The 13,887-nt window shown below is 72.6% G+C and carries 12 protein-coding genes and 1 pseudogene; 7 read left to right on the top strand and 6 right to left on the bottom strand.

The window, feature by feature from the left end; all coding sequences use genetic code 11:
• Nucleotides 1-52 precede the first annotated feature (52 nt).
• A complete protein-coding gene (locus tag NEH16_RS15350) occupies nt 53-919 on the top strand; it encodes an RNA polymerase sigma factor SigF (protein ID WP_073966743.1) in 867 nt (288 codons plus the stop codon).
• Nucleotides 920-1,080: 161 nt separating this feature from the next.
• Here the strand turns inward: NEH16_RS15350 and NEH16_RS15355 are convergent, their stop codons facing one another.
• The gene (locus NEH16_RS15355) at nt 1,081-1,293 is read right to left on the bottom strand and encodes a hypothetical protein (protein ID WP_073966742.1); all 213 of its coding nucleotides are present in this window, start codon (nt 1,291-1,293) and stop codon (nt 1,081-1,083) included.
• Nucleotides 1,294-1,541: 248 nt separating this feature from the next.
• Between NEH16_RS15355 and NEH16_RS15360 the strand changes: the two genes are divergently transcribed.
• The 5 genes from NEH16_RS15360 to NEH16_RS15380 all read left to right on the top strand — a co-directional run bounded on the left by NEH16_RS15360 (nt 1,542) and on the right by NEH16_RS15380 (nt 7,009).
• Nucleotides 1,542-2,063, top strand: a complete 522-nt coding sequence (locus NEH16_RS15360) for a MarR family winged helix-turn-helix transcriptional regulator (RefSeq protein WP_265542923.1) — start codon at nt 1,542-1,544, stop codon at nt 2,061-2,063.
• 23 nt (nt 2,064-2,086) lie between these two features.
• Complete coding sequence (locus NEH16_RS15365; protein WP_265542925.1) at nt 2,087-4,576, top strand: MFS transporter; 2,490 nt, start codon at nt 2,087-2,089, stop codon at nt 4,574-4,576.
• Nucleotides 4,577-4,788: 212 nt separating this feature from the next.
• On the top strand, nt 4,789-5,607 hold the full coding sequence (locus NEH16_RS15370) for a YceI family protein (protein ID WP_265542927.1): 819 nt from the start codon (nt 4,789-4,791) through the stop codon (nt 5,605-5,607).
• A 26-nt stretch (nt 5,608-5,633) separates the two neighbouring features.
• A complete protein-coding gene (locus NEH16_RS15375) occupies nt 5,634-6,098 on the top strand; it encodes a PPOX class F420-dependent oxidoreductase (protein WP_026171349.1) in 465 nt (154 codons plus the stop codon).
• Complete coding sequence (locus NEH16_RS15380) at nt 6,095-7,009, top strand: NAD(P)-dependent oxidoreductase (protein ID WP_265542929.1); 915 nt, start codon at nt 6,095-6,097, stop codon at nt 7,007-7,009. The genes NEH16_RS15375 and NEH16_RS15380 overlap by 4 nt, the downstream gene beginning before the upstream one ends.
• A 52-nt stretch (nt 7,010-7,061) precedes the next feature.
• On the opposite strand, the gene NEH16_RS15385 is transcribed toward NEH16_RS15380, so the two are convergent.
• Entirely contained in the window at nt 7,062-7,832 is a 771-nt protein-coding gene (locus NEH16_RS15385) for a TetR/AcrR family transcriptional regulator (protein WP_265542931.1), read from the bottom strand.
• A 196-nt stretch (nt 7,833-8,028) separates the two neighbouring features.
• Here NEH16_RS15385 and NEH16_RS15390 point away from each other — a divergent pair, with 196 nt between their 5' ends.
• Nucleotides 8,029-8,901 (top strand): endonuclease/exonuclease/phosphatase family protein, encoded by an 873-nt coding sequence (locus NEH16_RS15390; protein ID WP_265542933.1) that lies wholly within the window; start codon nt 8,029-8,031, stop codon nt 8,899-8,901.
• A 12-nt stretch (nt 8,902-8,913) separates the two neighbouring features.
• Here NEH16_RS15390 and NEH16_RS15395 read toward each other — a convergent pair.
• From NEH16_RS15395 to NEH16_RS15410, 4 genes and pseudogenes are all read right to left on the bottom strand, one after another.
• A pseudogene (locus tag NEH16_RS15395) lies at nt 8,914-11,057 on the bottom strand (glycosyltransferase family 39 protein).
• The gene (locus NEH16_RS15400) at nt 11,054-12,490 is read right to left on the bottom strand and encodes a bifunctional glycosyltransferase family 2/GtrA family protein (RefSeq protein WP_265542935.1); all 1,437 of its coding nucleotides are present in this window, start codon (nt 12,488-12,490) and stop codon (nt 11,054-11,056) included. The pseudogene NEH16_RS15395 and the gene NEH16_RS15400 overlap by 4 nt, the downstream one beginning before the upstream one ends.
• An 82-nt stretch (nt 12,491-12,572) precedes the next feature.
• Entirely contained in the window at nt 12,573-13,406 is an 834-nt protein-coding gene (locus tag NEH16_RS15405; RefSeq protein WP_073966733.1) for an MOSC domain-containing protein, read from the bottom strand.
• Between the two features lie 100 nt (nt 13,407-13,506).
• The gene (locus tag NEH16_RS15410; protein WP_073966732.1) at nt 13,507-13,884 is read right to left on the bottom strand and encodes a VOC family protein; all 378 of its coding nucleotides are present in this window, start codon (nt 13,882-13,884) and stop codon (nt 13,507-13,509) included.
• Between the last annotated feature and the right edge of the window lie 3 nt (nt 13,885-13,887).

Genomic DNA, 13,887 nt, shown 5'->3' on the forward strand with positions numbered 1-13,887 from the left:
TTCCTCCGATGGTCGTGGCCACCGCGACCGTCCGCGACCTCAAGGGGGTGGCATGTCCGAAGAACAGGGCAGCTCGAAGGTGCTCACGCTCGAGAAGAGCGAGCCCGCACCCGTTGCGCTCACCAGCTCGCCGGAAGCCATCGACACCCGCACGCTCTCCCGCTCCCTGTTCCTGCGGCTCGCCGCGCTGGGCCCCGCCCCGGGGCCCGGCGGGACCGACAGCCCGGAGCGTGCCTATGTGCGGGACACACTCATCGAGCTCAACCTGCCCCTCGTGCGGTACGCGGCGGCCCGGTTCCGGAGCCGCAACGAACCGATGGAGGACATCGTCCAGGTCGGCACCATCGGCCTGATCAAGGCGATCGACCGCTTCGACTGCGAGCGGGGCGTCGAGTTCCCGACGTTCGCGATGCCCACCGTCGTGGGCGAGATCAAGCGGTTCTTCCGGGACACCTCGTGGTCGGTGCGGGTGCCGCGCCGGCTCCAGGAGCTGCGGCTCGCCCTCACCCGGACCAGCGACGAGCTCGCGCAGAAGCTGGACCGCTCGCCGACCGTCCCGGAGCTGGCCCGGGCGCTCGGGGTCACCGAGGAGGAGGTGGTCGACGGTCTGGCCGTGGGCAACGCCTACACCGCCTCGTCGCTGGACTCCCCCGCTCCCGAGGACGACGGCGGCGAGGGCTCGCTGGCCGACCGGCTGGGTTACGAGGACACGGCGCTGGAAGGCGTCGAGTACCGCGAATCGCTCAAGCCGCTGCTGGCCAAGCTCCCGCCGCGCGAGCGCCAGATCATCATGCTGCGGTTCTTCGCCAACATGACCCAGTCGCAGATCGGCGAGGAGGTCGGCATCTCGCAGATGCACGTCTCCCGACTGCTGACGCGTACGCTCGCCCAGCTCAGGGAAGGGCTCATCGCGGACTGAGTCCGCACCCGCCTCACCGCCGGCCGCCGGGGCCCCCTCGGCGGCCGGTGCGCGTTCCCGTACGGCGGCGGCCGCAAACCGAAGCGCCGCCCCTCGCGGATCAGCGGATCGGCGAGGGGCGGCGCGAAGACGGATGCGGGACGGGACGCGTGACGGGCTCGTCAGCCGAGTGCGAGCCAGGCGACCGCGCCCAGCACGATGACCACCGCGACGATTCCGACGATCAGTCCGGTCCTCGGGCCGGAGGAGGCGGCGGCGGGCTGCTGTGCGCGCTGCGGCTCGCCCTCGTCGACGAAGGCGCGGAACATCTGGGTGCTGCCGGCCGGGTCGTGGGAGCCCTCGGGACCCTGCGGTGCGTGGGGATTGTGTGCCATGTCGCAGGACCCTAGCGAACTCGGGCCAACGGCCCAACCCCGGACGCTGCCCGCCGATCCACGGCCGATGTGGCACGTACCACACCGCGCCCTCCACTACCGCAGACACTGCGGGTTTGACCAGGACCCGGCGCAGCCTTTTGCGTTCCTTTACTCCCCCAAGCCCCTTTTCGTTTGCCTGCAGCAACCAACGGCTTCTATGGTTGCCCTAAGCAACAAGATGACCGGTGAGATTGTCTGGGGGTCCCGTGGCCGCACGGAGTCAGTACGAAGAACTGGCCCGGCAGCTGAGCGCCATCGGGGCCGTCAAACGGGGTCTCGCCCGCATCCTGCCCGCCGAGTGCCCCGGTGGCTCCGCCGCCGTGCTGACTCTGCTGAGCCGGCACGGGGAGATGCGGATCAGCCGGCTGGCCGAGCTCCTCGCGGTCGACATGTCGGTGACCAGCCGGCACGTCGCCCATGTGGCGGAACGGGGCTGGATCGAACGGTTCCCGGACCCGGCGGACAAGCGCTCCCGCATCCTGCGGCTGACCCCCGCGGGAGAAGGGGTGCTGGAGGACCTCTACCGCCGGTCGACCGAGATGTTCGCCTGCCATCTTCAGGATTGGTCCGACGACGAGGTCGGACAGCTCAACACGTTGCTGGCCCGGCTGCGCGACAGCTTCTCGTCTCGCGGCACCGGAGGGTGCGCCTCCGGGAAGCACAGCGGCGAGTGCCACTCCCGCCGGGCCGACAGCCAAGACGGCTCGTACACCCGTACACCCGCGTAACAGAAGCAAAGACAAGGACTTACATGGCTACGACCACACCAACCGGTGTGCGGGGCGGCCACGCCAAGCACGGAGGCCACGACGCCTCCGACGGCACGCCGATGACACACCGGCAGATCATGGAGGCACTTGCCGGGCTGCTGCTCGGCATGTTCGTCGCGATACTGTCGTCCACCGTCGTCTCCAACGCCCTTCCGGAGATCATCTCGGACCTGGGCGGCGGACAGAGCGCCTACACCTGGGTCGTCACCGCCTCGCTGCTGGCGATGACCGCGACCACCCCCCTGTGGGGCAAGCTCTCCGACCTGTTCAGCAAGAAGCTGCTGGTCCAGATAGCCCTGGTCATCTACGTCGCCGGATCGGTCGTCGCCGGTCTCTCGACCAGCTCGGGCATGCTGATCGCCTGCCGTGTGGTGCAGGGCATCGGCGTCGGCGGCCTCTCCGCCCTCGCCCAGATCGTCATGGCCGCCATGATCGCCCCGCGCGAGCGCGGCCGTTACAGCGGCTACATCGGCGCGGTCTTCGCCGTCGCCACCGTCGGCGGCCCGCTGCTCGGCGGCGTCATCACCGACACCAGCTGGATGGGCTGGCGCTGGTGCTTCTACGTGGGTGTGCCGTTCGCGGTCATCGCCCTGATCGTGCTCCAGAAGACCCTGAAGCTCCCGGTCGTGAAGCGCGAGGTCAAGGTCGACTGGACCGGCGCCTTCTTCATCAGCGCCGCCGTCTCGCTGCTCCTCCTGTGGGTGACGTTCGCGGGCGACAAGTACGACTGGATGTCCTGGCAGACCGGTGTGATGCTCGCGGGCTCCCTGGTCCTCGCGCTGCTCTTCGTCTTCACCGAGTCCCGCGCCAGCGAGCCGATCATCCCGCTGCGGCTCTTCCGCAACCGGACCATCACGCTCGCCTCGCTCGCCTCGCTGTTCGTCGGTGTCGCGATGTTCGCCGGCACCGTCTTCTTCAGCCAGTACTTCCAGCTGGCGCGCGGCAAGTCGCCGACGATGTCCGGTGTCATGACGATCCCGATGATCGGCGGGCTGTTCCTCTCCTCGACGATCTCCGGCCAGGTCATCACCCGCACCGGCCGCTGGAAGGCATGGCTCGTCACCGGTGGCTTCCTGGTGACCGCGGGCCTCGGCCTGCTCGGCACGATCCGCTACGACACGACGTACTGGCACATCGCGGTCTTCATGTTCCTGATGGGTCTCGGCATCGGCATGATGATGCAGAACCTGGTGCTCGCCACGCAGAACCAGGTGGACCCGAAGGACCTCGGTTCGGCCAGCTCCGTCGTCACCTTCTTCCGTTCCCTCGGTGGTGCGATCGGCGTCTCGGCGCTGGGCGCCGTCATGGCGAACCGCGTCACCCACTACGTGAAGGACGGCCTCGCGGACCTCGGCCCGCAGGGCGCGGCCCTGGGCCACGGCGGCACCGGCGGCGGGGGCATCCCCGACCTGGACAAGCTGCCCGCCCCGTTCCGCACGGTCATGGAGGCCGCCTACGGGCACGGCGTCGGTGACGTCTTCCTGTACGCCGCTCCGGCCGCGCTGCTCGCCTTCCTGATCACGCTGTTCATCAAGGAGGTCGCGCTCAAGACCCGGGCCGGCAACGACGCCCCGGCGCAGGGCGACGCGCCCGCCGAGGCCCCCGCCGACACCGTCACCGAGCTGGTCGCCGAGGGCGCCGCCGGAGTCACCGCCGTCGCCACGGTGGAGGCTCCCGCCGAGGCCCCCGTGGACTTCACCGAGGACGGCACCCCCGTGCGCGGTGTGGTCCGGGGCGCCGAGGGCGCGCCCGTGGCCCGGGCGGCCGTCACGCTGATCTCGCTCGGCGGCCGGCAGCTGGGCATCGCCGCCGCGCAGGCCGACGGGAGTTACGCGCTGGCCGCTCCGGGCGCCGGTTCGTACGTCCTGATCGCGTCCGCCGACGGCTTCCAGCCGCAGGCATCCACCGTGGTCGTCGGCGACGAGCCGCTGGCGTACGACATCCTGCTCTCCGGTACGAGCGGCCTGGCCGGCACCGTGCGCGCCGCCGAGACCGGCACGCCGGTCGCGGACGCCATGGTCATCGTGACCGATGTGCGCGGCGACGTCCTGGCCACCGGCAAGTCCGCCGAGACCGGCGACTTCGCCTTCGGCGAGCTGGTCCCCGGCGCGGTGACCGTCGCGGTCAACGCGGCCGGCTTCCGCCCGCTGGCCCTGCCCGTCGAGATCGGCGGCCAGGGGGTCACCCGGGTCGACGCCGCCCTCCAGGCCGGTGCGCTGGTCCAGGGCGTCGTGCGGGCCGGTGCGAGCCGCCGCCCGCTGCCCGACGCCCGGGTCACGCTGGTCGACGCGGCCGGCAACGTGATCGCCAACTCGACGACCGGGGAGGACGGGGCGTACGCCTTCGCCGACCTGGACGCGGGCGAGTACACGGTCATCGCGACCGGCTACCCGCCGGTGGCCGGTGCCCTGACGGTGGCCGGTCACGGGGTCGACGGCCACGACATCGAGCTCGTCCACCCGGGCGAGTAACCCACGCGGTCCGGGGTGGATCCCGGGCCCGTACAAGACCCCTGGCGGGGGCGGCGTTTTTCGAGCGGATGCGCGGCACCGGCCGGTGGAAATGGGCCCCGGCGGCGGGGACGGCAGGCAGGGGACGGCCTGCCGTCCCCGCCCCGGGGCCCGACTCATTGAATGACCCGGTCCGGTGGACGGGCGGGTCATGAGCAAGGAGAGAGAACGGGATGGGACTTCGCGCACAGGTACGGACGCGGGACGGCTGGGCCGTGCAGCACGCGGTCGTGACGGTCACCGACATGACCGGCACCCAGGTGCTGCGCGCCGCCGCCGACGAGTCCGGGGCGGTACGGGCCGACACCCCGCTGTCCGCGGGCGCGTACACGGTGATCGTGACGGCGGTCGGGTACGCCCCCGCCGCCTCCACCGCCCTCGTCACGGCGAGCGGCACGGTCGAGGCGGGCACGGTGGTGCTCAACCGCCAGGGCGGCGTGGAGCTGCCGCCGCCCGGTGCCTGGTCGCTGGACCCGGCGCACTCCTCGGTGGGCGCGGTCGCGCAGCACCTGGGGATCTCCAGCGTGCACGGCCGGTTCACCGAGTTCGGCGGGCGCATCGAGATCTCCGAGGACCTCCAGGGCTCCCGGGTCGAGGCGGTCATCGACGCGGCGAGCATCGACACCGGCAACGGCATGCGGGACAAGCACCTGCGCTCCCCCGACTTCCTGGACACCGACCGGTTCCCCGAGATCACCTACCGCTCCAGCGGACTGACCCCGGCCGGGCCCGACCGCTGGACCGTGCACGGCGAGCTGACGATGCGCGGCGTGCGGCGGCCCGTCGACCTCGACCTGAGCTACCTCGGCACCGGCCCGGACCCGTGGGGCGGGGTGCGCGCGGCGTTCAACGCGACGGCCGAACTGCGCCGCGAGGACTTCGCCATGAACTACAACCAGGTCGTCCAGGCGGGCATCGCGGCGATCGGCACCACGCTCCGCGTCGAGCTGGACATCCAGGCCGTGCAGGGCGATTCCCTGCCCACCGTCTGACGGTCCGCCGCCGTAGGGTCGGTTCCATGGCACCCAACATCGCAACGAACACCGCCGTGGAACTCGACGCCCTGCTGGACTTCGTACGGCCCCGGCACCGGGCGATCCTGCTGACCACCCGGGCCGACGGCCGCCCGCAGGGCTCCCCGCTCACCTGTGGCGTGGACGACGCGGGCCGGATCGTCGTCTCCACGTACCCCGAGCGCGCCAAGACCCGTAACGCCAAGCGCGACGCACGGGTCAGCGTGATCGTGCTCTCCGACGACTGGAACGGGCCCTGGGTCCAGATCGACGGGTCCGCCGAGGTCATCGACGCGCCGGACTCGGTCGAGCCGCTCGTCGAGTACTTCCGGAACATCTCCGGCGAGCACCCCGACTGGGACGAGTACCGGGCGGCGATGGTGAAGCAGGGGAAGTCGATCATCCGGATCACCCCGGAGCGCTGGGGCCCCGTCGCCACCGGCGGCTTCCCGGCCCACCTCGCCCCGTGATCGCCCCTGCCCTGCTCGACCGGGCCCGGATCGTCGCCGGGCCCGAGGTCGGCGAGGCCGCCGTGCGCGGCCTCGCGGCGGCCACCGGTCGCCCCGTCGAACGCGGCCCCGTCGAGGGCCCCTTCGTGTACGTGGGTGCCTCGCTGCCAGACGCGGTGCGCGGGGCGGACCTGGTCTGGTTCCACAGCGTCAACGCGGGCACGGACGCCCTGCTGCGCTCCGGGACCTGGCCGGACGGCGTGCCGCTGACCCGGACCGTGGGGCGGATGGGCGAGCGGATCGCGCAGTACGTGCTGGGCTGGGTGCTCGCGGAGTGCCAGTCGGTCCCGGAGTTCGCCGCGCAGCACGCCCGCGCCGAGTGGCGCCGCATCGACTCCGAACTCGTCGCCGGACAGACCGCCGTGGTGCACGGCATCGGCCGCATCGGCTCCGCCGTCGCCACGCTGCTCGGAGCCTGCGGCATCCGGACCGTGGCCGCCGCCCGCACCCCGCGCCCGGTGCCGCCCGGCTTCGACGCGGTGGTCCCGGCGGACGAACCGGTGGCCGCCCGCTGGGTGGTCGCCGCGCTGCCGCTGACCGGGGCGACCACCGGCTATTTCGGGGCGGACCGGTTCGCGGCGATGGGTGGGGCGACCTTCCTCAACGTGGGGCGCGGCGCGACGGTGGATCTGGGGGCGCTGGAAGGCGCGCTGCGCTCCGGGGCGGTGGGGCGGGCGGTGCTCGATGTGCTGGCCGATGAGCCGGCGGTGCCCGGGGACGCGTGCTGGCGGCTGCCGCGTACGGTCGTCACCTCGCACTCCGCGGGGATCACCGCGGACGAGGACATCGTCACGGACTTCGCGGCGTGCCTGCGGGAGCTGTCGGCGGGGCGGGTCCCGGCGCTCACGGTGGACACGGGGCGGGGTTACTGAGGCGTGTCCGGCCGCGAGGCGCTACCCGGCGGGCAGCCCCTCGAAACGCGCCCTACGCGCCCTGGGCGCGCTCCCGCATCGCCTCGATCCCCGCGATCAGCAGGTCCAGCGCGAAGGTGAATTCGCGCTCGCGAGTCTCCTCCACGGTGGCCCCGTCGCGTGCCGCCGGCAGGCCCGGAGAGTCGTCCGCGAGGCCGTCGAGCCGGGGCTGCTCCTGGATCGCCGCCCTCGCCTGCCTTACGTACTCGTCCTGGCTGAGCCCCGCCTCCGCGCTGCGCCGCGCGAACCGGCCCTCGGCCGTGCCGAATCCGTACACGAACTGGAAGACCGCGGACAGCGCCCCGCCCCGGCTCTCCGGCGGCAGCCCGGTCGCCCGGATGACGTCCCGCACGGTGCCGGTCACCAGGAGCGCGTGCGGGCCGAGGTTGAGGAAGCGGCCCGCGAGCGGTGAGACCCAGACGTGCCGCACGAGCAGCACCCGGTACGCGGCCGCGACCGCCCGCAGCCGGTCCTGCCAGGGGGCCTCGTCGGGCGGAGGCGCGATCTCGCTGTAGACCGCGTCGAGGGCCAGTTCCAGCAGGTCGTCCTTGGTGTCCACGTACCAGTACAGGGACATCGCCGTCACGTTCAGCTCGGCGGCCAGTCGGCGCATGGAGAACTTCGCCAGGCCCTCGGCGTCCAGCAGCCGGACCGAGGCCGCGGTGATCCGTTCCCGGTCGAGCCCGGCCGGCTGGTCCGTGCGGCGGGAGCGCGAGGGCTGCCGGGTCTTCAGCCACACGCTGGACCGGACGGGGTCCTTCACGCGGTCGGCCGCGGACACCATGGCGCACTCCCTCGTCTCGGCATACCGCGTACCCCGGAAACGGAGGCATACGGTCCGGCAGGTCCCGCCCGATGCTATGCCGCTGTCGCGGCCAGGTCGGCCGTGGATCGGGGTGGTTGGGGCGTACAAGTGTCTTCGCGTGGGTACGGTGCCGGTCGCCGCATCGGATACGACCTGCCCCGGAAGCTGGAGTGATATGTCACTGCGTCGTCGTACGGTGGAAGTCCTGGTGGCCGCAGGGTTGTTGGGGGCCGCGCTCGCGCCTCCCGCGACGGCGGCGGGGCACGGGCGGGCGCCCGGGCAGTCGGTGCCGCTGCGCGTCGCCACGTACAACATCCATGCCGGGGCCGGCATGGACAACGTCTTTGATCTCGACCGGCAGGTCGCCGCGCTGCGCGCCCTGGACGCGGATGTCATCGGGCTCCAGGAGGTGGACGTCCGCTGGGGCGACCGCAGCCAGTGGCGGGACCTGGCGGCCGAGCTGGGCCGGCGGCTGCGGATGCACGTCTCCTTCGCGCCGATCTACAGTTTCGACCCGGTGGAGGAGGGCGGTCCCCGGCGGGAGTTCGGCGTCGCCGTGCTGTCCCGGTACAGGATCGTGAGCGCCGAGAACCACGATCTGACCCGGCTCTCCACGCAGGACCCGAACCCGGTCCCGGCGCCCGCGCCCGGCTTCGGCGAGGTGGTGCTGAAGGTGCGCGGGCTGCCCGTCCATGTGTACGCGACACATCTCGACTACCGGGGCGACCCGTCCGTCCGGATCGCCCAGGTCGCGGACACCCGGCGGATCATGGCGGAGGACCAGGCGCACGAGCGGCGGCCGGTGCGGCAGATCCTGCTCGGCGACTTCAACGCCCCGCCGACCGCGCCGGAGCTGGCGCCGCTGTGGAAGGAGCTGACCGACGTCGAGCCGGGCGGGCCGACGTACCCGGCGCAGAATCCGGTGCAGCGGATCGACTACGTGGCCGTTTCGAAGGACACCGTTCGGGTACGCCGCGCGGCGGTGGCCGAGGAGACGACTGCCTCGGACCACCGCCCTGTCGTGGCCGATCTGTTGCTGCGGCGCTGACTTCTCCGGTCGTCAGCTGTCCGTCTTCGGCTGGGTGAGGTCGTAGAAGGTGGCGCTGCCCGCCGTCACCTCCGTGAAGTTCTCCTCCACCCAGGAGGAGATCTGCGAGGCGGTGCCGCTGCCGCCCATGCCGCCGCCTCCGCCCATGCCGCCGCCCGAGACGAAGTAGTGGATGCGACCGTCCTCGACGTACTTCTCGAACTGCGCGAGCGTCGGGGACGGGTCGCTTCCGTTGAAGCCGCCGATCGCCATGACGGGCTTCTCGGTGGCGAGTTGGTAACTGGCGGCGTTCTGCGAGCCGATGGCCGCGGCGGCCCAGGTGTAATCCTCGGCGTTCTTCTCCAGGAGCGCCTTGGCCTCGGAGCCGACGGACGCGCCGTTGAGGAGGCCGCCCATGCCACCGGCTCCGCGTTCGCCCATGGTGGGCGGGGTGCCGCGTCGGCCGTTCTGGGTGGGGGGTTGACCCTGGCTCCGACCTTGGTTGGGCGCGGTGCCGGTGGGGGTTGGCCCATGCCGGTGGGGGGTTGGCCCGTGCCGGTGCCCTGCTGGTTGGTGCCGCCCTGGCCCGGGGGCATGCCGCCGCCCGGTCCGCCACCCCGGCCGCCGCCGGGGCCGCCAGGCCCGCCGCCCATGCCGCCCGAGGACGGGCCGGCCGTGACGATGGAGCCCTGGTGGCCCGTGTTCAGCGTGCTCACGGTGTACGCGGCCGGACCGGCGAGCGACGCGGCGAAGCCCAGGGCCACCGCGACGAGGGCCAGTTGACGGCCCAGCCGGGCCACGAGCACCAGGCCCACAGCCGCCACGAGGCCGGTGACGAGCACGGCCGTCCGCAGCCACGGCTGGTAGTCCGGGGTGCGGCCGAGGAGGACGTACGCCCAGTACGCCGTCACCGCGACGGTCCCCGCGAGCGCGGCGCCCGCCCACCAGCGGGCCCGTTCCTCCCACAGGACCGTGGCGCCCATGCCGATCAGCGCGGCCAGATAGGGGGCCAGGGCGACCGTGTAGTACTGGTGGAAGATCCCGGCCATGAAGCTGAACACGGCGGCCGTCATCAGCAGCGAACTGCCCCACGCGAGGAACGCGGCCCGCGCGGTGTCCGTCCGCTTCGCTCGCCAGGTCAGCCAGAGTCCGGCGACGAGCAGGATCAGGGCGGCGGGCAGCAGCCACGAGATCTGGGCGCCCACCTCGGAGTTGAACATCCGGCCGATGCCGGTCTCGCCCCACTGACCGCCGCCCGGGCCGCCTCCGCCGCCGACGCTGCCGGTCTCCTCGCCGTTGATCCGGCCGAGCCCGTTGTAGCCGAAGGTCAGCTCGAGGAACGAGTTGTTCTGCGAACCGCCGATGTACGGGCGTGAGGAGGCGGGCCACAGTTCGACGGCCGCTACCCACCAGCCGCCCGCGACGACCATGGCGAGCGCGGACAGACCGAGCTGCCCGAACCTCCTGCGTACGGGGACCGGCGCGCACACCGCGTACAGCACGGCCAGCGGCGGCAGGATCAGGAACGCCTGGAGGGTCTTCGACAGGAACGCGATTCCCACCGCGACGCCCGCCCACACCAGCCACTTCGTGCGGCCGTTCTCCATCGCGCGCAGTACGCAGTAGACGGTGACCGTCATCAGCAGCGCGAGCAGCGCGTCAGGGTTGTTGAAGCGGAACATCAGCGCAGCGACCGGCGTCAGCGCGAACACCGCCATGGTGAGGAGTCCGGCGGCGGCGCTGAACCGGCGGCGCACGGCCGCGTACAGCACCCCGGCCGTCGCGGCGGCCATCACCACCTGCGGCGCGAGGATCGCCCAGGAGCTGAGCCCGAAGACCCGCACCGAAAGGGCCATGGGCCACAGGGTGGCCGGCGGCTTGTCCACGGTGATCGCGTTGCCCGCGTCGAGCGAGCCGAAGAAGAACGCCTTCCAGCTGCGGCTGCCGGCCTGCACGGCGGCGGAGTAGAAGGAGTTGGCGTAGCCGGAGGCGCTGAGGTTCCAGAGGTACGCCAGCATGATGGCGAGCAGGAGGGCCAGGAAGGCGGGGCGTACCCAGGGGGCGTCCTCGGCCCGGCCCCGCCAGATGCGGCGGGGCAGGGAGGCACCGGCCCGTGCGTGCCCCGGGGGCGTGTCCGGCCGGGCGGCCGGAGCGTATGCGGGGTCGAGCGTGGTCATCGGGCGTTCCTCAGGTCGTGGGTGGTTTCGGTGGCATGCGGCGCGGGAACGGCGGGCTCGCGCACGGGGTTTGCGGGGTCGGCGGCCGGGAAGGGCACGGCCGGAGCGGGAGCCGGTGCGGGGTTTTCCGGGTCGGTGCCGGGGAACGTCGCAGCAGGCTCAGAAGCCGGCGCCGCGTTTCCCCGCTCCCGGTCCGGGAAGACCCACGCGCGGAACAGCAGGAAGCGCAGCACCGTCGCCGCGAGGTTCGCCGCGATGAGCACCGCGAGTTCGGTGCTGTGGGAGGGCGATCCGGAGGCCGCGCCCAGGGCCGCCAGCGAGCCGCTGGTCAGGGCGAGCCCGATGGCGAAGACCACGAGGCCCTGCGCCTGGTGACGGACCGCGCCGCCCCGGCCGCGTACCCCGAAGGTGAGCCTCCGGTTGGCGGCGGTGTTCGCGACGGCCGAGACCAGCAGCGCGGCCCCGTTGGCGAGCTGGGGCCCCGCGCCGAGCCGGAAGAGGGAGTACAGCGCCAGGTAGAACAGCGTGGACAGGGCGCCCACGACGCAGAACCCGACGAGCTGACGGGCCAGCCCGCCCGGCACCCCGCCGATCGCCCGGTCGCGCGGATCGTCCCCGAAGGGCCGCGCCAGCCGGTCCAGCGGCAGCGCGCCTACGGCCAGCGCCCGCCCCACCCGCCACACGCCCTTCAGGTCCTCGGTGGCGGTCCGGACGATGTGGACCGTGGAGTCGGGGTCGTCCACCCAGTCCACGGGCACCTCGTGGATGCGCAGCCCGGCCCGCTCGGCGAGCACCAGCATCTCGGTGTCGAAGAACCAGCCGGTGTCCTCCACCATCGGCAGCAGCCGCTGCGCGACCTCCCGCCGGATCGCCTTGAAACCGCACTGCGCGTCACTGAACCGGGCGGCGAGCGAGGAGCGCAGGATGATGTTGTAGGCCCGCGAGATGAACTCACGCTTCGTCCCCCGCACCACCCGCGAACTCCGTGCCAGCCGCGAGCCGATGGCGAGGTCGGAGTGCCCGGAGATCAGCGGCGCCACCAGCGGGAGCAGCGCGTTGAGGTCGGTGGACAGGTCCACGTCCATGTACGCGAGCACCGGCGCGTCCGAGTGGGTCCAGACGGTACGCAGCGCACGCCCGCGCCCCTTCTCCTCCAGCCGGAAGGACCGCACCCCCGGCAGCGACCGCGCCAGCCGCTCCGCCACCTCGGGCGTCCGGTCGGTGCTGGCGTTGTCGGCGACGGTGATCCGGAAGGCGTACGGGAAGGTGCGGGCCAGGTGCTCGTGCAGCCGCAGCACGCACGGTTCGAGGTCCTTCTCCTCGTTGTAGACGGGTACCACCACGTCGAGGACGGGCGCACCCGCCGCACCGCCCGCTCCGGCGAGGAGGTGGTCCCGGGCCGGCAGGGTGCTCCAAGGAGTCTCTGTTCGCATGCCGTCGACAGTCGCCAACGCCGCTGTCACGGCCATGTGCTGAGGCTGTGGCCCAGATGTGAGTGACCCCGGGCGCCCGCTCTCAGAGCTCGGCTTCGCCCCACTCCGTGACGGCGACCTCGTCGCCGGCCGACAGCTTCCCCGGCGCGACCACGGAGAACTTCGCGCCGAACACGACGCCCCCGCTCGCCGCCCTCCGATAGCCGGCGAGCGTGCGCAAGGGCTCAGGGCCCCGCCGGGCTCCGGCCTCCTGCGCGACCAGGGTGACGGCACAGCGCACCGCGAGCTTCGCGTAACCCAGCTCGGCGCCGCCGACGACGACGCGGCGTGCGCGGTCCTCGGCGTGCGGTTCGGCCGCCCAGCCGCCGTCGACGACGATGTTCGGGCGGAAGCGGTCCATCGGCAGGGGCGGGGCGCCCCGCTCCGCCATCCGCCGGTTGAGGAGGTCGAGGGAGGCGACGGAGAGCAGGTGCACGGCGCTGCTGTCGGCGTATCCGGACGGACCGGGGATCAAACCATCGGCGATCCGGTCGTGCTCCGGCGGCACCCGGACCAGACGGCTGGGGGCGCCGAGCACGTCCGAGAGCCAGGCGGCGGCCTCTTCCCCCTGGTCGATCCCCCGAAACGTGTCGCCGAACAGATCGACGTCACGGCGCGGCGCGGACGTCGTCACATCGAGGCTCACCGTGCCGTGCCCGTCCGTGCCGAGGGCCAGGCGGGTCCCGTCGGCGCTGACAGTGGGCCGGATCAGGGCGAGACGGGGGTGCCGGCGCTGCGTGCGGAAGACCCCGTCCTCGCTGACGACCATGAAGCCGCGGTCGTGCGCGAGCCCCGCCGGTGTCAGGACCGCCTCGCTCACCGACGTACCCGCGCACCCCTTGACGGGGTAGCAGATCAGTTCCGTCACCCTTGCCATGCGCCGCTCCCTCCGGTCTGCGACCACTATGGGCGGCTGCCGGTCGCCACGCTCCACCGCCCCGACGGCCCGCGCCGGACAGGCATCTGCGAGCCGTGGCTCAGGACAGGCAGAACTCGTTGCCCTCGGGATCCGCCAGCACGACGTTGTCCGCGTGCCGGTCCCTGACGGTCGCCCCGAGCGCGGTCAGGCGCCGTATCTCCGCCTCCGGGTCCGTCGCCCGGAGATCCAGGTGCACGCGGTTCTTCACGCGCTTGCCCTCCGGCACGCGCTGGAACCACAGCCGGGGCCCCGCCCCCGCCGGCTCGACGAGCACCGTGGGATCGTCCTCGGCGCTGTGGATTCCGAGGGAGCGCAGGCGCGCCAGCTCCGCCTCGTCGTAGGGCGCGACGGCGTAGCCGTCCAGTGCCGCGGCCCAGAAGCGGGCTGCGGACGCCGGGTGGGCACAGTCGAAGACGATGTCGTGGAGTCGCGCCATCCG

Source organism: Streptomyces drozdowiczii (assembly GCF_026167665.1).
Classification (GTDB): domain Bacteria; phylum Actinomycetota; class Actinomycetes; order Streptomycetales; family Streptomycetaceae; genus Streptomyces; species Streptomyces drozdowiczii_A.

Excerpts from the sequence above, each read along its gene's own strand:
- NEH16_RS15355 (WP_073966742.1), bottom strand. The coding sequence starts at position 1,293 with ATGGCACACAATCCCCACGCACCGCAGGGTCCCGAGGGCTCCCACGAC.
- NEH16_RS15385 (WP_265542931.1), bottom strand. The coding sequence starts at position 7,832 with ATGGTGTCCGCGGCCGACCGCGTGAAGGACCCCGTCCGGTCCAGCGTG.
- NEH16_RS15370 (WP_265542927.1), top strand. The coding sequence starts at position 4,789 with ATGGGACTTCGCGCACAGGTACGGACGCGGGACGGCTGGGCCGTGCAG.
- NEH16_RS15400 (WP_265542935.1), bottom strand. The coding sequence starts at position 12,490 with ATGCGAACAGAGACTCCTTGGAGCACCCTGCCGGCCCGGGACCACCTC.
- NEH16_RS15405 (WP_073966733.1), bottom strand. The coding sequence starts at position 13,406 with ATGGCAAGGGTGACGGAACTGATCTGCTACCCCGTCAAGGGGTGCGCG.
- NEH16_RS15350 (WP_073966743.1), top strand. The coding sequence starts at position 53 with ATGTCCGAAGAACAGGGCAGCTCGAAGGTGCTCACGCTCGAGAAGAGC.
- NEH16_RS15390 (WP_265542933.1), top strand. The coding sequence starts at position 8,029 with ATGTCACTGCGTCGTCGTACGGTGGAAGTCCTGGTGGCCGCAGGGTTG.
- NEH16_RS15375 (WP_026171349.1), top strand. The coding sequence starts at position 5,634 with ATGGCACCCAACATCGCAACGAACACCGCCGTGGAACTCGACGCCCTG.
- NEH16_RS15365 (WP_265542925.1), top strand. The coding sequence starts at position 2,087 with ATGGCTACGACCACACCAACCGGTGTGCGGGGCGGCCACGCCAAGCAC.
- NEH16_RS15410 (WP_073966732.1), bottom strand. The coding sequence starts at position 13,884 with ATGGCGCGACTCCACGACATCGTCTTCGACTGTGCCCACCCGGCGTCC.